The organism is Paracoccus shanxieyensis (assembly GCF_009711265.1).
GTDB classification, from domain to species: domain Bacteria; phylum Pseudomonadota; class Alphaproteobacteria; order Rhodobacterales; family Rhodobacteraceae; genus Paracoccus; species Paracoccus shanxieyensis.
Genome location: NZ_WMII01000012.1, coordinates 89,190 through 106,157 on the forward strand (window position 1 = coordinate 89,190; position 16,968 = coordinate 106,157).

General features: G+C 66.0%; 19 protein-coding genes. 11 read left to right on the forward strand and 8 right to left on the reverse strand.

Translation table 11 applies throughout. The features are described 5' to 3' along the window. Positions 1–18: 18 nt before the first annotated feature. The gene (gene chvE / locus GL284_RS13555; RefSeq protein WP_155045172.1) at positions 19–1,083 is read right to left on the reverse strand and encodes a multiple monosaccharide ABC transporter substrate-binding protein; all 1,065 of its coding nucleotides are present in this window, start codon (positions 1,081–1,083) and stop codon (positions 19–21) included. A gap of 244 nt (positions 1,084–1,327) precedes the next feature. On the opposite strand from chvE, the gene GL284_RS13560 reads away from it, so the two are divergent. Then, the gene (locus tag GL284_RS13560) at positions 1,328–2,275 is read left to right on the forward strand and encodes a LysR family transcriptional regulator (RefSeq protein ID WP_155045173.1); all 948 of its coding nucleotides are present in this window, start codon (positions 1,328–1,330) and stop codon (positions 2,273–2,275) included. 7 nt (positions 2,276–2,282) lie between these two features. On the opposite strand, the gene GL284_RS13565 is transcribed toward GL284_RS13560, so the two are convergent. Further along, a complete protein-coding gene (locus GL284_RS13565; protein WP_155045174.1) occupies positions 2,283–2,591 on the reverse strand; it encodes a GNAT family N-acetyltransferase in 309 nt (102 codons plus the stop codon). 339 nt (positions 2,592–2,930) lie between these two features. After that, positions 2,931–3,494, reverse strand: coding sequence for an elongation factor P (gene efp, locus GL284_RS13570; RefSeq protein WP_155045175.1), 564 nt, complete (start codon positions 3,492–3,494; stop codon positions 2,931–2,933). Between the two features lie 351 nt (positions 3,495–3,845). On the opposite strand from efp, the gene GL284_RS13575 reads away from it, so the two are divergent. Beyond that, positions 3,846–4,166, forward strand: coding sequence for a DUF6280 family protein (locus tag GL284_RS13575; RefSeq protein ID WP_074968330.1), 321 nt, complete (start codon positions 3,846–3,848; stop codon positions 4,164–4,166). 51 nt (positions 4,167–4,217) lie between these two features. On the opposite strand, the gene GL284_RS13580 is transcribed toward GL284_RS13575, so the two are convergent. Both GL284_RS13580 and GL284_RS13585 read right to left on the reverse strand, forming a co-directional pair. Next, positions 4,218–4,928 carry an LrgB family protein gene (locus GL284_RS13580; protein ID WP_155045176.1) on the reverse strand — a complete coding sequence of 237 codons (711 nt, stop codon included), beginning with the start codon at positions 4,926–4,928 and terminating at the stop codon, positions 4,218–4,220. Next, positions 4,925–5,266, reverse strand: a complete 342-nt coding sequence (locus tag GL284_RS13585) for a CidA/LrgA family protein (RefSeq protein ID WP_155045177.1) — start codon at positions 5,264–5,266, stop codon at positions 4,925–4,927. The genes GL284_RS13580 and GL284_RS13585 overlap by 4 nt, the downstream gene beginning before the upstream one ends. A gap of 142 nt (positions 5,267–5,408) precedes the next feature. On the opposite strand from GL284_RS13585, the gene smc reads away from it, so the two are divergent. From smc to GL284_RS13610, 5 genes are read left to right on the forward strand one after another with little or no spacing between them, the layout of a single operon-like run. Then, on the forward strand, positions 5,409–8,852 hold the full coding sequence (gene smc, locus GL284_RS13590) for a chromosome segregation protein SMC (RefSeq protein ID WP_155045178.1): 3,444 nt from the start codon (positions 5,409–5,411) through the stop codon (positions 8,850–8,852). Positions 8,853–8,900: 48 nt separating this feature from the next. Next, positions 8,901–9,383 carry a YbjN domain-containing protein gene (locus tag GL284_RS13595; protein WP_155045179.1) on the forward strand — a complete coding sequence of 161 codons (483 nt, stop codon included), beginning with the start codon at positions 8,901–8,903 and terminating at the stop codon, positions 9,381–9,383. Between the two features lie 7 nt (positions 9,384–9,390). Further along, positions 9,391–9,831: a RidA family protein gene (locus GL284_RS13600; protein WP_155045180.1), complete on the forward strand. Its 441-nt coding sequence runs from the start codon at positions 9,391–9,393 to the stop codon at positions 9,829–9,831. Continuing rightward, positions 9,831–10,577 carry a glycerophosphodiester phosphodiesterase family protein gene (locus tag GL284_RS13605; protein ID WP_155045181.1) on the forward strand — a complete coding sequence of 249 codons (747 nt, stop codon included), beginning with the start codon at positions 9,831–9,833 and terminating at the stop codon, positions 10,575–10,577. The genes GL284_RS13600 and GL284_RS13605 overlap by 1 nt, the downstream gene beginning before the upstream one ends. Before the next feature lie 50 nt (positions 10,578–10,627). Beyond that, on the forward strand, positions 10,628–11,758 hold the full coding sequence (locus GL284_RS13610; RefSeq protein ID WP_155045182.1) for a GNAT family N-acetyltransferase: 1,131 nt from the start codon (positions 10,628–10,630) through the stop codon (positions 11,756–11,758). 7 nt (positions 11,759–11,765) lie between these two features. On the opposite strand, the gene GL284_RS13615 is transcribed toward GL284_RS13610, so the two are convergent. Then, positions 11,766–12,563 carry a TIGR02186 family protein gene (locus tag GL284_RS13615; RefSeq protein WP_155045183.1) on the reverse strand — a complete coding sequence of 266 codons (798 nt, stop codon included), beginning with the start codon at positions 12,561–12,563 and terminating at the stop codon, positions 11,766–11,768. Continuing rightward, positions 12,560–13,483, reverse strand: a complete 924-nt coding sequence (locus tag GL284_RS13620; protein ID WP_155045184.1) for a sulfite exporter TauE/SafE family protein — start codon at positions 13,481–13,483, stop codon at positions 12,560–12,562. Before GL284_RS13620 ends, GL284_RS13615 begins: the two co-directional genes overlap by 4 nt. Before the next feature lie 176 nt (positions 13,484–13,659). Between GL284_RS13620 and surE the strand changes: the two genes are divergently transcribed. The 3 genes from surE to GL284_RS13635 are packed head-to-tail and all read left to right on the forward strand — an operon-like array spanning position 13,660 to position 16,302. Continuing rightward, a complete protein-coding gene (gene surE / locus GL284_RS13625; RefSeq protein WP_155045185.1) occupies positions 13,660–14,451 on the forward strand; it encodes a 5'/3'-nucleotidase SurE in 792 nt (263 codons plus the stop codon). Between the two features lie 2 nt (positions 14,452–14,453). After that, the gene (locus GL284_RS13630) at positions 14,454–15,104 is read left to right on the forward strand and encodes a protein-L-isoaspartate(D-aspartate) O-methyltransferase (protein WP_155045186.1); all 651 of its coding nucleotides are present in this window, start codon (positions 14,454–14,456) and stop codon (positions 15,102–15,104) included. A 34-nt stretch (positions 15,105–15,138) separates the two neighbouring features. Continuing rightward, complete coding sequence (locus GL284_RS13635) at positions 15,139–16,302, forward strand: LysM peptidoglycan-binding domain-containing protein (RefSeq protein WP_155045187.1); 1,164 nt, start codon at positions 15,139–15,141, stop codon at positions 16,300–16,302. Positions 16,303–16,456: 154 nt separating this feature from the next. On the opposite strand, the gene GL284_RS21535 is transcribed toward GL284_RS13635, so the two are convergent. Then, positions 16,457–16,696, reverse strand: a complete 240-nt coding sequence (locus GL284_RS21535; RefSeq protein ID WP_230383509.1) for a hypothetical protein — start codon at positions 16,694–16,696, stop codon at positions 16,457–16,459. Positions 16,697–16,735: 39 nt separating this feature from the next. Between GL284_RS21535 and GL284_RS21540 the strand changes: the two genes are divergently transcribed. After that, a partial coding sequence (locus GL284_RS21540; RefSeq protein ID WP_230383510.1) for a hypothetical protein occupies positions 16,736–16,968 on the forward strand: 233 nt, incomplete at its 3' end.

The following is a 16,968-nucleotide window of genomic DNA, read 5'->3' on the forward strand; positions in this document are numbered from 1 at the left end:
ACGGCGGCGCGAAAGGGCTTACTTCAGCTGGTCTTCGGTATAATAGCCCGAGCCGACCAGAACCTCGTTCAGGTTCTTTTCGGTCACGGCCACCGGCTCCAGCAGATAGGACGGGACGACCTTGACGCCGTTGTTATAGGTCTCGGTGTCGTTCACTTCCGGCTCTTCGCCCTTCATCATGGCGTTGACCATGCCGACGGTCACTTTCGCCAGTTCGCGGGTGTCCTTGAAGATGGTCGAATATTGCTCACCGGCCTGAATCGACTTGACCGATTGCAGCTCGGCATCCTGACCCGACACGATGGGCATCTTCATGTCGCCCGAGCCATAGCCCACGCCTTTCAGCGACGACAGGATGCCGATGGACAGCCCGTCATAGGGCGACAGCACGCCGTTCACCTGCTTGTCGGTATAGTTCGCCGACAGGATGTTATCCATCCGCGCCTGAGCGGTCGCCGGATCCCAGCGCAGCGTACCCACCTTGTCCATGCCCATCTGGCCCGAGGGGATGACGATCGAGCCGTCGTCGATCAGCGGCTGGATCACCGACATCGCGCCGTCATAGAAGAAGAAGGCGTTGTTGTCGTCCGGGCTGCCGCCGAACAGTTCGACATTCCACGGCTTCACGTCCGGAAAGCGTTCCTTCAGCCCGTCGACCAGCGTGGTCGCCTGTTCGACGCCAACCTTGAAGTTGTCGAAGGTGGCGTAATAGTCGATGTCGGGCGTGTCGCGGATCAGCCGGTCATAGGCGATGATCTTGACATCCGCCGCCTTGGCATTGGCCAGCGCGTTCGACAGCGTCGTGCCGTCGATGGCCGCGATCACCAGCACGTTCACGCCCTTGGTGATCATGTTTTCGATCTGCGCCAACTGGTTCGGAATGTCGTCATCGGCATATTGCAGGTCGGTCTGATAGCCCGCTTCCTGGAACTGCTTGACCATATTGTCGCCATCCGCGATCCAGCGCGCCGAGGTCTTGGTCGGCATCGAGATCCCGACCATGCCTTCGGCCACGGCCATGCCGGGGACCGAAAGCGCCGCCACGGACGCCGCCGCAAGGGCGAATTTCTTCAGGTTGAACATGCTTCCTCCAGATATGCACAGCAGAAGCGGGCGCCGAGCGGCACCTTTCCTTCGCACGTCTGCTGTTTCCCCCCGACAACACGGACCGGCCTCCTGCACCTGTCCGTGGCGGCAGATTTGATCTGCCTGACAGGTCATAGGCTAGACCCGCCCAATCGCCCGCGTCAATTTCACTTTCCGCAGTAAGATATACCATTCATGATATGTCTTGGCGTTAAGATTGGAATGTGCGGACGGGGACGGGATGGCAGCCGAACGGGATCAGGGCGAGGAATTGCTGTCGCGCGGCATCAAGTTGCGACAGCTCTCGCTGCTGGTTGCGGTGCAGCGCAGCGGGCAACTCAGCCGCGCTGCCGCGATCACCAACATGACCCAGCCTGCGGCATCGCGGATGCTGGCCGATCTTGAACGGATCGTGGGGGCAGCGCTGACGCTGCGTCACAGCCGGGGGGTCAGCCTGACCCCCGCGGGCGAACGGCTGGCGGAACGCGCCCGCGCCATGCTGCGCGATCTGGACGTGGCCGGACGCGAGGTGCGCGACATCGATCAGGGCCGCGTCGGCTCGGTGCATCTGGGCTCGGTCTCGGGGCCTTCGCTGGATCTGGTGCTGCCCATCGTGCGCAGTCTGGAACGCGCGCAGCCGCGTCTGCGGGTCAAGATCGACGTGGGCAGCAGCGACAGGCTGTCGGCGGAACTGCTGTCGGGCCAGCTTGACCTGTATCTGGGCCGCGTGCCCGACCGTCTGGACCCGACCCCGTTCGAGCTGTCGCCCATCGGACCCGAGCCGCTGTCGCTGATCGTGCGCAAGGATCATCCTTTGGCGCAGGGCTGCGATCTGGCGGATTGCCTGCGGTTCGACTGGGTGATGCAGCCTGCGGGCAGCATGTTGTTCACGGCGGTGAAAACCTATCTTGAGCGGTACGATCTGCCCATGCCGCAGACGGTGATCGAGACGGCCTCGCTGATGCTGACCGCCGGGTTCGTGCTGAATTCGCAGGCGGTGGGCGTGATGTCGACCCCGGCCGCCCGGCTGTTTGCCGGCGATTCCGTGCGGATCCTGCCTGTGGCCGAGGATCTGCGGGTGGGCTTCTATTCGGTCGTCACGCTGCGCGACCGCAAGCCGACTTCGGCGGCGCAGACCTTTCTGAAGCTTCTTCGCGATGAATTGCGGCAGCGGCGGGCCGAGCCTTGACCCCGCCTCAGCCGATGTCGATCTGCAGATCGGCCCATTCCGGGTGGCGCTGGAATTGCGCGCGGACATAGCTGCAGGCCGGAACGATCCGCAGGCCCTTGTTGCGCGCATCCTCGATCAGGCGCCGCATCATCGCATCGGCCGCGCCCGTGCCGCGCATGGCGGGCGGGGCATAGGTATGATCGGCGATGATGACCCCCGGCCCACCCGAGCGCCAGGTCATTTCAGCCTCGCCCTCATGGCCGGGCAGGGTCACGACATAGCGCCCCGATGAGGTATAATCTTCATGGATGACATTGATATGGGGCTGGCTCATCCGCCTCTCCGCGTGATTTTGGAAGCGATGCGATCAGGCTGCATGTCCGTCCGTCCGGTCGCGCCAGCGGGATCGGGGCAGGCTGTCAGCGGGCGGTGCGTGCTGCGGATCATCTCAATCGCGATCAGTTGCAGATCAAGAAGCCGTTCGTGCATTGCCAGAAATCGCGTCGGCACAGGCGCATCATGATCTGGCGGAAATGGCTTGCGACATCTTGGCATGGCACGGACCCCCTGAAGCGTAAGAAGCACCGCCCTGTCATGGTTCCGCAGCCATTGCAATTTGCATCGCGGAAAATTGCGCGGGCATCGCTGCCCGCGCGTCGCGTCGTGTGGCGCGTCAGGCGCGTTCGGAATACGCGAACAATTCGGTATTGACGACGATGTCTTCGTCCACCCCGACAAAGGGCGGGATCATGACGCGCACGCCATTGTCCAGAATCGCGGGCTTGAAGCTTTTGGCGGCGGTCTGGCCGTTCAGCACCGGCTCGGTCTCGACGACCTTGCAGACGACTTTTTGCGGGATGCGCACGGTCAGCGCCTCGTCGCCGTAATATTCGACGGCGGCCATCATCCCGTCTTGCAGGAAGGGGCGGCGGTCGCCCAAAAGATCGGCGTCAAGCTCGGTCTGCTCAAAGGTTTCGCTGTCCATGAACACCAGCTTGCCGTCGGTTTCATACAGGAATTGCTGGTCTTTGAACTCAAGCTGGACCTGATCCACCTTGTCCTCCGAGCGGAAGCGTTCGTTCAGCTTGCGCCCGTCGCGCAGATTCTTCAGTTCGACCTGCGCGAATGCGCCGCCCTTGCCCGGTTTGACATGGTTGACCTTGACCGCGGCCCAAAGCCCGCCGTCATGTTCAAGCACGAAACCGGGCTTGATTTCGTTGCCATTTATCTTGGCCATTCTGGACTACCTTGAATTCATTAGGGAAATCGATTCGGCTCAAGGGTTGAACCGCGATTGCGCGCACCTATATCCATTGACGCGATACCGTGCAACAAAATCGCAGTTCCTGCGTTGTCAAGCGGTCGAAACGGCAAAAAGGTGTCGTGAAATCTTAATTATTTGCGAGCTATGCTAGCAATTGCTTGGGTTTGCACCAGACGCATGGCTGTCATGAGGGTAGGGGCATACCGAATCAACGGCGGGATCGGCTAAGACCCGCCGTGCGCCGCCCGACGACGGCGACCAGAAACGAAGACAGGGCGGCGGCCCGGTCCAGATGCGGTACTGCAAGAAAAAAGGATAAGAAGAATGCGCGATTTCGTGGATGGTTCTGCTTTCAATTTCGAACAAGGTCAACGCGCCCGAAAGCTTTTTGCCGCGGTGGTTCTGGCTGCGCTCGACGACGCGATCGCGGATGATAAAAAATACGGCAACGGGCCTGATCAGATTGCACGCTGGGCACGGTCGCGCGATGGGCGCGAGGTTCTGTCCTGTGCGGGCATCGACCCCAACGAACGCGTGGTCAAGGGCCTGATGGAGTTCGTGTCCAAAGGCGTGCGCACCTCGGTCGCGCTGTCGCGCGAGGAAAGCGAACGTCGCCATGCCGCCGAGGAAGCAGACGCGGCATAAGCCCCGCGCAAGCGTTCCGCAATGTCAGGCCGCCTTCCGGGGCGGCCCTTTTTATAGCAACATCCGCAGGATCAGCGGCGCGATGATCGCGGTCAGAACCGCGTTCAGCCCCATGCCGATGCTGGCAAAGGCGCCGGCGGTCTCGTTGACCTGAAAGGCGCGGGCGGTGCCGATGCCATGCGCGGCGACGCCCACCGCCAGCCCGCGCGCCCGCCAGTCGCGCACGCCCAGCAGGTTCAGGAAGGGCGTGGCGATGATGGCGCCGAACATCCCGGTCAGCAGCACCAGAACGGCGGTGATCGTCGGCTCTCCGCCCAGATTTTCGGCGATGCCGATGGCCACGGGGGCGGTGGTCGATTTCGGCGCAAGGCTGGCCATCATCACATCCGACAGCCCGAACGCCTTGGCGATCAGCAGCACCGACAGCACCGCCGTGACCGAGCCCGCGACCAGCGCCGCGATCAGCGGCAGCGCCGCCTTGCGCACGCGATGCAGGTTTTCATAAAGCGGCATTCCCAGCGCGACCGTGGCCGGGCCAAGCATGAAATGCACGAATTGCGCGCCGTTGAAATAGGTCTGGTAATCCGTGCCGGTCGCCCACAGCACCACGGACAGCAGGATCACCGCGATCATGACGGGATTGGCCCAGCTTTGCCGCCCGGTGCTGCGAAAGGCGCGGTCGCCCAGCCAATAGGCGATCAGCGTCATCGTCAGCCACAGCAGCGGCTCTTGCGTCAGATAGGACCAGAAGGCCGCGCTCATTCCCGGTCCTTTGCGACCAGCTTGAAGACCAGCGCCCCCACCGCAATCGCCAGCGCCGTCGAGACGGTCAGCGCCACGGCAATCCCCAGCCCGTCGCTGCGGAATTCGCCGATATGCGCGATGACGCCCACGCCTGCGGGCACGAAGAACAGCGACAGATTGCCCAACAGCCCCTGCACCACCGGGCGCAGCCGATCGGCCAGCGCCGGGCGCAGGCTGCAACTGACGACCAGCGCCAGAAGCCCCAGCACCGGACCGGGCAGCGGCAGGCCGAGCCCGCGCGCGACGACTTCGCCGAACAGTTGAAACGACAGCAGGATGGCCAAAGCGGGGATCATGGCCCATGATTAGCACCGCAATCGGCGGCTGTTTACTCAAATCTTGTGGATAACCCGCGCGCGCACGCCATATCTGGGGGTTGCGGTTGACTTGGACCCTGCGGATGGCGGAAAATCGACGGGTATCAGCAAGGAACCCGCATTGCGTTTCGACCGGCTTCGCCTGAATGGCTTCAAAAGCTTTGTGGACCCGACCGATCTGGTCATCCACGAGGGGCTGACCGGCGTCGTGGGGCCGAATGGCTGCGGCAAGTCGAACCTGCTTGAGGCGCTGCGCTGGGTCATGGGCGAAAACCGCCCCACCGCCATGCGCGGCGAAGGCATGGAGGATGTGATCTTTGCGGGCACGACGCGCCGCTCGGCCCGCGCCCATGCCGAAGTCACGCTGACCATCGACAATCACGACCGCCTTGCGCCCGCCGGGATGAATGACAGCGACGCGTTGGACATCACCCGGCGCATCACCCGCGATGCCGGATCTGCCTATCGCATCAACGGCAAGGATGTGCGGGCGCGCGATGTGCAGATCCTGTTCGCCGACGCCTCGACCGGGGCGCATTCGCCCGCGCTGGTGCGGCAGGGCCAGATCAGCGAACTGATCAACGCCAAGCCCAAGGCGCGCCGTCGCATCCTTGAGGAAGCCGCCGGGATCAGCGGGTTGTATCAGCGCCGGCATGAGGCCGAGCTGAAGCTGAACGCCGCCGAAGCGAACCTGACGCGGGTGGATGACACGCTGGACCAGCTGTCCACGCAGGCGGCGTCTCTGGCCCGTCAGGCGCGGGCGGCGGCGCGCTATCGCGAGATCGGCGCGGCGCTGCGCCGGGCCGAGGGCTTGCTGCTGTATCGCCGCTGGGCCGAGGCGGACCATGCCAAGACCGCAGCGCTTGCGGCATTGCAGGACGCGATCCGCGCAGCTGCCGAGGCCGAAGCGCAGGCCCGCCACGCCATCGCCACGCGCGAGGACGCCGACGCCACCCTGCCGCCCTTGCGCGAAGAAGAACAGATCGCCGCCGCGATCCTGTCCCGCGCCACCGTCGAACGCGAGGCGCTGGACGAGGCCGAGGCGCGCGCCGCCCAAGCAATCAAGACATTTCTGGCCCGCATCGCCCAACTGGACCGCGACATCGAACGCGAAGCCGCGCTGAACCGCGACGCGGGCGAGGTGATCGACCGGCTGGACTGGGAACGTCGTGAATTGGAAAAGGCCGGGCAGGGCCATGACGACCGGCACGACATCGCCCGCGACACCGCCGATGAGGCCGCCGAGGCGCTGCGTGAGGTCGAGGCCAAGCTGACCGAACTGACCGACGAATCCGCCCGGCTGGCCGCCCGTCACCAATCGGCGGAACGTCTGGCCCATGATCTGCGGCAGATGCAGGACCGTGCGACCCGCGCCTCGGATGCCGCCGAGATGGCGCTGGCCACCGCCACCGATGCCGGGGCCGAGGCCGAGGCGACCCGCGAAGCCGCCGCCGAAGCGCAGGAAACCGCGCGCGAGCGTGTCGAACAGGCCGAGGAGATGCTGGCCGAGGCCGAGGACAGCCGCGCCACCCTTGAGGCCGAGGAATCCGCCGCCCGCGCCACCCGCGCCGAAGCCGAGGGCGAGCTTTCCGCCCTGAACGCCGAGATGGCCGCGCTGAAGCGGCTTGTCGAACGCGGCGATCATGGCGGCTCGGTGCTGGAACTGGTGCGCGTGGCGCGCGGGCATGAGGCGGCCTTCGGCGCGGCCTTGGGAGACGATCTGTCCATGGGCTTGGCGCAGGACGGATCGGGCTGGCACGCGCTGCCCGGTTATGACACGGCGCATCCCCTGCCCAAGGGCACAGAGCCCTTGGCCCCGCACGTGCAGGCGCCCGAGGCACTGGCGCGACGGATGTCTCAGGTCGGGCTGGTCGCGGATGCTGCGGCGGCCGCCGCGCTGCAGGCCGCGCTGCGGCCCGGTCAGCGGCTGGTCACGCCGCAGGGCGATCTGCTGCGCTGGGACGGGATGCGGGTCATGGCCGGCGAGGCGTCGTCCTCGGCGGCGATGCATCTGCAAAAGGTGAACCAGCTGGCCGAGATGACGGTGCAGGCCGGGGCGGCGCAGACCCGCGCGACGGAGGCCGCCGACGCCCATCAGGCGCTGCGCGACCGCCATGCCGCCGCCACCGAGGCCGAAAAGCGCGCCCGCGATGCCCGCCGCGATGCCGAACGCGGGCTGTCCGATGCGGCCCGCGCCGTCACGCGGGCGGAATCCGACCTGTCGCTGACCCATGCCCGCGCGGAATCGGCCCGTGCCGAACTGGCCCGGCATCAGGCCGATGCCGCCGATGCCCGCGCCCGCCTGCGCGATGCCGAACGTGCGCTGGCCGATCTGCCCGACCGCGCCGCCGTGGCCGACGCGCTGGAACATGCCCGCATGGGCGTGGAAGCGGCGCGGATCGCCACGATGACCCGGCGCGGTGCGCTGGACGAATTGCGGCGCGAGGCGGCGGCCCGCACCAAGCGTCTGCAGGAAATCACCAAAGAGGAATCCGGTTGGCGGCTGCGGCTGGATCAGGCCGGAACCCGCGCTGCCGAACTGTCCGCCCGCCGCGATCAGACCGCGGATGAACTGGAAGAAGCCGAGGCGCAGCCCGAAATCCTGGCCGAACGCCGCGCCCAACTGACCGAGGCCGAGGCGCAGGCTTCGGCCCGCCTGACCCGCGCCCGCGCCGCCCTGTCGGCAGCCGAGGCGACGCAGCGCGCGGCATCGGACAGCGAACGCGAGGCGCAGCGTCTGGCCTCGGAGGCGCGCGAGACGCGGGCGGCGCGCGAAGCCCGCGCCGACGCCGCGACCGAGGCCGAAGCCGCCGCCCGTCTGCGCATCCACGACGACGCCGAAACCACGCCCGAGGCGCTGCTGGAGACATTGGGCGAGGCCGAGGATATCAGCCCCGCCGCGCTGGAGGATCAGATCGCCCGCCTGCGCGCCAGCCGCGATGCGCTGGGCGCGGTGAACCTGCGCGCCGATGAGGACAAGCAGGAACTGGAAACCGAACGCGACCGTCTGGCCGCCGAAAAGGACGACCTGACCGAGGCGATCCGCAAGCTGCGTCAGGGCATCGGCAGCCTGAACCGCGAAGGCCGCGAACGTCTGCTGGCGGCCTTTGACACGGTGAACGCCAATTTCACCACGCTGTTCACGCATCTGTTCGGCGGCGGCGAAGCCCGTCTTGTGCTGGTCGAATCCGATGATCCCTTGGATGCCGGGCTGGAAATCATGTGCCAGCCGCCGGGCAAGAAGCTGTCGACGCTCAGCCTGCTGTCGGGCGGCGAACAGACGCTGACGGCGATGGCGCTGATCTTTGCGGTCTTTCTGGCCAATCCCGCCCCGATCTGCGTGCTGGACGAGGTGGACGCACCGCTGGACGATGCCAATGTCACCCGCTTCTGCGATCTGATGGACGAAATGACCCGCCGCACCGACACGCGCTTTCTGGTCATCACCCACCACGCCGTCACCATGGCGCGGATGGACCGGCTGTTCGGCGTCACGATGGTTGAACAAGGCGTGAGCCAGTTGGTCAGCGTCGACCTGAAACGTGCAGAGGCACTGGTGGCCTAGGCGCAAAGCCGCTATAGCGCCGCCGATTCCCGCGGAGTATCCCACACCATGCGTATGCTGGGCGTTTTCATCCTGACGGCCTGTCTGCAGGCCCCGCTTGCCCATGCGCAGGCCGCGCCCGATCCCGTCCTGCCGGGTCAGGTGCTGGGCGATCCCGACCAGATCGCGCGGCTGATGGCCGAACGGGGGATGCCCGTCACCAAGGGAACGGACGTTCAGGGCCTGCCGATGCTGGAAAGCCGTGTCGATGACATGCTGTTCAACGTCTATTTCTATGATTGCGACACGCTGTGCCGCCGGATGCAGTTCGTCACCAGCTTTCGCCTGACCCAGCCGATGACCGCCGAGGACGCCAATGACTGGAACCGCAACAACCCCTTTGGCAAGGTGGTGATCGCGGATTCCGGCGATCCCTATATCGAGATGGATATCGGGGTTGCAGCCGACGGCCTTGGGCGCAAGAATTTCGACGACGCGCTGGACACCTGGCGCGACGTTCTGGGCGAATTCCGCGCCTCTCTTACGCAATGAGGATATCATGAGCATCGAGACGAAACTGGCCGAGCTTGGCATCACCCTGCCCGACGCCCCGGCGCCGGCCGCAAATTATGTGCCCTATGTCATCTCGGGGAACATGCTGTTCGTTTCGGGGCAGATCTCGGCGCAGAAGGGCAAGCTGGGCGCCGATCTGGCCGTCGAGGCCGGGGCCGAGGCCGCGCGCGGCTGCGGTCTGGCGCTGCTGGCGCAGGCGCAGAAGGCGCTGGGTTCGCTGGATCGGGTCAAGCAGGTGGTGAAGCTGGGCGGCTTCGTGAACTCGACCCCCGAATTCACCGATCAGCCCGAGGTTATCAATGGCTGCTCGAACCTGATGGTCGAGGTGTTTGGCGACCGTGGCCGCCATGCCCGCGCCGCCGTGTCCGCGCCCGCCTTGCCGCGCGGTGTGGCCGTCGAGGTGGAAGCCATCTTCGAGATCGCGTGATGCGCCTGCATCCCGATTTCCTGCGCCTGCCCATCGCCCATCGCGGGCTGCATTCCGATGGCGTGCCGGAAAACAGCATGGCGGCCTTTCGCGCCGCTATTGCTGCGGGCTATGGCATCGAATGCGACATTCAGGCGGCTGCCGATGGCACGCCCATCGTGTTTCACGATGACGAGCTGCCGCGCCTGACCGGGGCCAATGGGCTGGTCCGCGCGCTTGGCATGGACGCCATTTCCATGCTGCGCATCATGGGCACCGATGAGGCCGTGCCGACACTTGCGGATGTGCTGGCCTTCGTCGCGGGCCGCGTGCCCCTGCTGATCGAGATCAAGGATCAAAGCCTGCGGGCGACCGACGATATCGGCGATCTGTCCGCGCGTGTCGCCGAACTGGTCGCGCATTATCAGGGGCCGGTCGCGGTGATGTCGTTCAACCCGCACAGCGTTCTGGGCTTTCCCGACAGCGTGCCGGTCGGCCTGACGACCTGCGGCTATGACCCCGACGACTGGGCGATGCTGGACGATGCCACCCGCGCGCATCTGGCGGCGATTGCCGATTTCGACAGGGTGGGGGCCTCGTTCATCTCGCATGATCGCAAGGATCTGGACAACCCGGCGGTCGCTGCGCTGAAGGCGCGGGGCGTGCCGGTGCTGACCTGGACCATCCGCAGCCCGGATGAGGAAGCCGAGGCCCGCCGCGTGGCCGACAACATCACCTTTGAAGATTACCCGGCCAAATCCGCGTGATCCCCGCGCCGCCCGCTGACAAAGCCGGGCGGCGTCACTATCTTCGCTGCATGAGCGAAATGACCGTCTCCGTCCTGCCTGCGATTTCCGGGATCGACGCCGCCCTTTGGGATGGCTGCGGGGCAGCCGTGAACCCCTTTACCACCCATCGGTTTCTGGCCGCGCTGGAGGCGTCCGGCTCGGTCGGCGAAGGCACGGGCTGGCATCCCAGCCATCTGATCGCGCGGCTGGGGGGACAAGTGGCGGGCGTCGCGCCCTGCTATCTGAAGACGCACAGTCAGGGCGAATACATCTTTGACCACGCCTGGGCACAGGCTTATGACCGCGCGGGCGGCGCCTATTACCCCAAGCTGCAATGCGCCGTGCCCTTCACCCCCGTGACCGGGCCGCGCCTGATTTCCGCGAACCCGCAGGTGCAGCAGGCGCTGTTGCAGGCCATGTCGCATATCGCGCAGCAATCCGGTCTGTCGGGCGCGCATGTCACCTTCTGCACCAAGGCCGAGGCGGTGCTGGGCGAGAGCGCGGGCTTTCTGTCCCGCGCGACCGAACAGTTTCACTGGGTGAACCGCGGCTATGCCTGTTTTGACGAATTTCTGGCCGATCTGTCGTCGCGCAAGCGCAAGGCCATCCGCAAGGAACGCGACCGCGCGCAGGCGTTCGGCGGCATCATCCGCAGCCTGAAAGGCGACGACATCAAGCCCGCGCATTGGGACGCCTTTTGGCAGTTCTATCAGGACACCGGCAGCCGCAAATGGGGCCAGCCTTATCTGACGCGGGCGTTTTTCGACCAGTTGCACGACACGATGCGCGACGATTGCTTGCTGGTGCTGGCCGAACGCGACGGCAGGCCGGTTGCGGGCGCGCTGAACCTGCTGGGCCCGGATGCGGTCTTTGGCCGCTATTGGGGCTGCATCGAGGATCACCCGTTTCTGCATTTCGAGCTGTGCTATCACCGCGCCATCGACTGGGCCATCGCGCATAAGCTGGCCCGGGTCGAGGCGGGGGCGCAGGGCGAACACAAGCTGGCGCGGGGCTATCTGCCCAGCCAGACCCATTCGCTGCATTGGGTCCGCGATCAGGGCTTTCACAATGCCATCGCCGATTACCTGACCCGCGAACGGCAGGCCGTCAGCGAGGAAATGGCCATCCTGACCGAGATGGGGCCGTTCCGGCGCGGCTGATGGTTGCCTAGCTGCGGCGGAACTGCCGGAACAGCGCCGATGCGCCCCAGCCTGCGAAAATGGCAATCGCCAGCGACATGATGCCGTACAGAAACGGCTGCTCCAACGCCAGCCGATACAGCCAACGCTCCAGCCCCACCTTGCGCACCTCGATGGGCGCGCGGAAGGTGTTCAGCACCTTGCCGTCGCGGACAAGAAAGATGCGGGTGGCATAATAGCCCTCGATCAGGTTGGCGGGCAGGCGGACATCGGCGCGAAACAGCGTCTTGTCGGCCAGAAGCACCGCGCCTTCGTCCAGCCGGTACAGATCATTCGCCTCGCGCAGGCGCACCAGCGCCTCGGTATAGGGCACCACGTCCTCGACCTCGGACGCGCCGGCAAAGGCCCGGATCGCCAGCGGGACCGAGATGCGGTAACGGTTGTCCTCGTTCTGATCCAGAATCCGCTCCAGCGGGCGCGTTGTCGCCACGACATAGAAATTCGGGGCCGAGGCCACGCTGACCCGGCCGGTATTCACCCAGATGCCGAAGCGGCGTTCCTTGTGCCGGACGGTGACCGGGCCGGTCGGACCCTCGACGGTGACGATGACATCCAGCGGGCCGGGCGGGATCGGCGTTTCGCGCTTGATCGCGCCATAGATGATGATGTCCGAGCCGTCGAAGCTGGTGGTGATGTCCACGTCGTCCCGCGACAGACCCGCCACGATCTGTTCGGGCGGCGGCGCGGCGACACGGGGCGGGGCGGGAAAATCCTGCGCCGCTGCGGGCACGGCCATCAGCAGCAGAAGGGCAAGGGCGCGGATCATCCGATGATCCCCGGCGTCAGCGAATACAGATCGTCAGGGCGCAGGAACAGGTCCAGCGCCAGCTTGCCACAGACCGCCAGCACCAGCAGCGCCAGCAGGATGCGCAACTGCTCGGCCCGCAGGCGTGCGCCCAGGGTCGTGCCGATCTGCGCGCCGACCACGCCGCCGATGATCAGCAGCAGCGCCAGCATCACATCGACGGTATTCGACGACACCGCATGCATCAGCGTGGTATAGGCCGACAGAAAGGTGATCTGGAACAATGACGTGCCGATGACGACCTTGGTGGGCATCCCCAGCAGATAGATCATCGCGGGCACCATGATGAAGCCGCCGCCTACGCCCATCAGGGCCCCCAACACGCCCACGGCAGCACCGACCAGCAGCACCGGAATGACGCTGATATACAGCCCCGACGCGCGGAACTTGACCTTCAGCGGCCAGCGATGCACCCAGCCATGCTGGTTGCGGCGCATGGGCTGGACCGGACCGCTGCGCTTGGCCCGGCGGATCGCGCGCAGGCTTTCCTGAAACATCATCATCCCGATCAGGCCCAGAAAGACGACATAGCACAGCTGCACCACCAGATCGACCTGACCCAGCCGTTGCAGCATGTTGAACAGGATGACGCCAAAGGACGACCCGACCAGACCGCCCGCCAGCAAGACCCAGCCCATGCGGAAATCCACCGTCTTGCGCTTCACATGCGCCAGCACACCGGAAAAGGACGAGGCCACGACCTGATTGGCCCCGGTCGCCACCGCAATCGCCGGGGGGATGCCGATGAAGAACAGCAAGGGCGTGATCAGGAACCCGCCGCCCACGCCGAACAGCCCCGACATCAGCCCGACGATGCCGCCAAGGCTGACCAGCGTGACGCCATTGACCACGACTTCGGCAATGGGAAGATAGATCTGCATGTGCTGCCCGGCCTTTTGCCTTTGGCCAATCCTGCACCGCATGCTGCGGCGCGTCAAACGGCTGGACAAGCCCCTCTGCGGGTTGTCGCAGACCTGTGGCACAGATAAGCATGTCTCTGACGCGGAAGTGATTGCGCGCAGGCGGTCACCGGATACGAAACAAAGGCGGGCGGCGAATGCGGATCCTGATTACCAATGATGATGGCATCAACGCTCCGGGTCTGGTGACGCTGGCCGAAATCGCAGCCGAGATCGCCGGACCCCAGGGCGAGGTCTGGACCGTCGCCCCCGCTTTCGAGCAATCGGGCGTCGGCCATTGCATCAGCTATATCCACCCCACGCTGATCGCCGAGCTTGGCCCGCGCCGCTTTGCCACCGAAGGCTCGCCTGCCGATTGCGTGCTGGCGGCGATTTCCGACGTGATGCGCGACAGCCCGCCCGATCTGGTGCTGTCGGGCGTGAACCGGGGCAACAACTCGGGCGAGAACGTGATGTATTCCGGCACGATCGGTGCCGCGATGGAGGCCGCGCTGCAAGGCCTGCCCGCCATCGCCCTGTCGCAATACATGGGCACGCAGACCGCCGGGCTTGCCGATCCGTTCGAGGCCGCGCGGGCACATGCGCCGGGCCTGATCCGCGATCTGCTGCAGCATGGCGACTGGACCTCGGACGCGGATTTCCGGCTGTTTTACAACCTGAATTTCCCGCCTTGCTCGGCGGCCGATGTCAAAGGGGTGCGCGTCGGACCGCAGGGCCGTCGCCGGGGCACGAAATTTCAGGTCAAGGCGGACGTGGCCCCGAACGGGCGGCGCTTTCTGTGGATCATGGGCGGATCGCAGACCGCCCCGGCAACGCCGGGCAGCGATGTCGAGGCGAATATGGCAAACTATATCTCATTGACGCCGATGCGCCCGGACCTGACCTGCCATGCCAGTCTGGACGGGCTGAAGGTGCTGGAACAGGGCTGAACATGACCGACGACGCCCCCGAGGAACTGGCCGAGCGCAAGATGCGGTTCCTGTTCGCGCTGCGTCAGCGCGGCGTGACCGATCCCCGGGTGCTGCACGCGATGGAGCGGATCGACCGCGGCGGCTTCGTGCGCGGCCATTTCGAGGACCGCGCCTATGAGGACACGCCCCTGCCCATTCCCTGCGGGCAGACCATCAGCCAGCCCTCGGTCGTCGGGCTGATGACGCAGGCGCTTGAGGTTGGTCCGCGCGACAAGGTGCTGGAGATCGGCACCGGCTCGGGCTATCAGGCGGCGGTTCTGGCGCTGCTGTGCCGTCGCGTCTATACCGTCGACCGCCACCGCCGCCTTGTGACCGAGGCCGAGGCGATCTTTGCCGATTTCGGCCTGTCGAACATTACCGCCATGGTGGCGGACGGATCGCGCGGCTTGCCGGAACAGGCTCCGTTTGATCGCATCATGGTGACCGCCGCCGCCGAAGACCCTCCGGGGCCGCTCTTGGCGCAGTTGAAGATCGGCGGTATCATGGTGGTGCCGGTCGGACAATCGGATGCGGTCCAGACGCTGATCCGGGTGCGGCGCGGCGAAACAGGTTACGAATACGACGAATTGCGGCAGGTGCGCTTTGTGCCGCTGGTCGAGGGGTTGGGCTGAACATGACCCCCGGCCGATCATGAGGAACGGGAAGATGGCGAATATCGGGCGTTTCGCGGTGGCGGGCGGTTTTCTGGCAATGCTGGCGGCGTGCAGTCCGCAGGGCGGGATGAATTTCGATCCCGATCTGCGCGGCTGGGGCGGTGGCGGGCTGGATACGGCTGCCGCTGCCGCTGCGGCCGCGCCGCGCCCGATGCCCGATCAGCGCGGGATCATTTCCTATCCGGGCTATCAGGTGGCCATTGCGCGGCAAGGCGATACGGTCGCCAGCATCGCCGCGCGGCTGGGCCTGAACGCGGCAGAGCTGGGGCGCTATAACGCCATCGACCCGGGCGCGCCGTTGAACCCCGGCGCGGTCGTCGCATTGCCGCGCCGCGTGGCGGGGGGGGCAGTCAGCTCGGGGCCAGTCAACACCGGGCCCGTCAGCACGGGCGCGGTCACGGATCCGTTTGCCGGGCAGCCGGCGGGGCAACCGGGGGGCGCCGGGGCGGGGTCGGTGAAGGCGACGACATTGCCCGCCTCCAGCCAGCCGCAGCAGCATGTGGTGGTGGCAGGGGAAACCGCATGGTCGGTGGCGCGGAAATACAATGTCTCGGTCAATGATCTGGCGGCGTGGAACGGGCTTGCGCAGAACATGACGCTGCGGGTCGGCCAACGCCTGCTGATTCCGGTCGCCGGTCGTGCCGCGCCGGGGCCGCTGGCCGCCGTCACCGCGCCGGGCGCCGGCAGCCCGACGCCGCGCCCGCCATCCTCGGCCGAGCCGCTGCCGCGCGAGGCGACGCGCCCCGCCAACACGCAGGTCGCGACCCCCACCAGCCCCAATCTGGGGCAGCAGCGCACCGCGGCATCGGGGAATGGTCGCTTCCGGATGCCCGCCAATGGCGCGATCATCCGCACCTATGAAAAAGGCAAGAATGAGGGCATCGACATTTCAGCCGCGCCGGGCAGCACGATTTCGGCGGCGGGCTCGGGCACGGTGGCGGCGATCACCCGCGATGTGGATCAGGTGCCGATCATCGTCGTGCGCCATGACGGCAATCTGATGACGGTCTATGCCGGTCTGGACGATGTGGCCGTGACCAAGGGCCAGTCGGTCGGCACCGGCACGACATTGGGCAAGGCCCGCAATGCAGGTGTGCTGCATTTCGAGGTGCGCGAGGGCTTTGAAAGCGTCGACCCCGAGAAATATCTGAACTGACCTTTGCAGACGGTTTCGGGCCGTCGCGCCTTGCGCAGCGCGGGGCCAAAACGCTGGCCTGTCTGCGTGCGGACATGCAGATCGCCGCCGGTTATGCCTTGGCGGAATCAACAGCTGCAGGGGCCGAATGTGGTGGCTTCGGCCCCCGTCGGGCTTATGCCTCGGCGCAGAGGTCGCGGATCACGGCCTCGACCTCCAGGCGGATGAAGCTGCGCATATTGTGGCTGAGGCGTTCGCCCATTTCGCCTTGCAGCTCATCGCGGATGGCCATGCGGATCAGGGCGCGCAGGGCCGCGTCTTCGTCCGGCGGAAGCTCGGCAAAGAGGTTCGGCAGATCGTCCCGTGCGGCAGGGGCGGCGTCGGCAAGCGTCGGCGAGGGTTGACTGGCTGCCATGGCTGAAGCGTTGCTGGCCGCGATCACAGGCGCGGTATCTTGCGCGGCGGCTTCTGCCGGGATGCTGTCGAAACCAAGCTGTCCCGAGGCTTCCGGGGCTTGCGTTTCGATCCGCGCCAAGGCAGCGACCTCAGCGACCTCAGCGACCTCAGCGACCTCAGCGACCTCAGCGACCTCAGCGACCTCAGCGACCTCAGCGACCTCAGCGACCTCAGCGACCTCAGCGACCTCAGCGACCTCAGCGACCTCAGCGACCTCAGCGACCTCAGCGA

Coding starts and splice junctions, on each gene's coding strand:
- chvE (WP_155045172.1), bottom strand. CDS start 1,083: ATGTTCAACCTGAAGAAATTCGCCCTTGCGGCGGCGTCCGTGGCGGCG.
- GL284_RS13560 (WP_155045173.1), top strand. CDS start 1,328: ATGGCAGCCGAACGGGATCAGGGCGAGGAATTGCTGTCGCGCGGCATC.
- GL284_RS13565 (WP_155045174.1), bottom strand. CDS start 2,591: ATGAGCCAGCCCCATATCAATGTCATCCATGAAGATTATACCTCATCG.
- efp (WP_155045175.1), bottom strand. CDS start 3,494: ATGGCCAAGATAAATGGCAACGAAATCAAGCCCGGTTTCGTGCTTGAA.
- GL284_RS13575 (WP_074968330.1), top strand. CDS start 3,846: ATGCGCGATTTCGTGGATGGTTCTGCTTTCAATTTCGAACAAGGTCAA.
- GL284_RS13580 (WP_155045176.1), bottom strand. CDS start 4,928: ATGAGCGCGGCCTTCTGGTCCTATCTGACGCAAGAGCCGCTGCTGTGG.
- GL284_RS13585 (WP_155045177.1), bottom strand. CDS start 5,266: ATGATCCCCGCTTTGGCCATCCTGCTGTCGTTTCAACTGTTCGGCGAA.
- GL284_RS13595 (WP_155045179.1), top strand. CDS start 8,901: ATGCGTATGCTGGGCGTTTTCATCCTGACGGCCTGTCTGCAGGCCCCG.
- GL284_RS13600 (WP_155045180.1), top strand. CDS start 9,391: ATGAGCATCGAGACGAAACTGGCCGAGCTTGGCATCACCCTGCCCGAC.
- GL284_RS13605 (WP_155045181.1), top strand. CDS start 9,831: ATGCGCCTGCATCCCGATTTCCTGCGCCTGCCCATCGCCCATCGCGGG.
- GL284_RS13610 (WP_155045182.1), top strand. CDS start 10,628: ATGAGCGAAATGACCGTCTCCGTCCTGCCTGCGATTTCCGGGATCGAC.
- GL284_RS13615 (WP_155045183.1), bottom strand. CDS start 12,563: ATGATCCGCGCCCTTGCCCTTCTGCTGCTGATGGCCGTGCCCGCAGCG.
- GL284_RS13620 (WP_155045184.1), bottom strand. CDS start 13,483: ATGCAGATCTATCTTCCCATTGCCGAAGTCGTGGTCAATGGCGTCACG.
- surE (WP_155045185.1), top strand. CDS start 13,660: ATGCGGATCCTGATTACCAATGATGATGGCATCAACGCTCCGGGTCTG.
- GL284_RS13630 (WP_155045186.1), top strand. CDS start 14,454: ATGACCGACGACGCCCCCGAGGAACTGGCCGAGCGCAAGATGCGGTTC.
- GL284_RS13635 (WP_155045187.1), top strand. CDS start 15,139: ATGGCGAATATCGGGCGTTTCGCGGTGGCGGGCGGTTTTCTGGCAATG.
- GL284_RS21535 (WP_230383509.1), bottom strand. CDS start 16,696: ATGGCAGCCAGTCAACCCTCGCCGACGCTTGCCGACGCCGCCCCTGCC.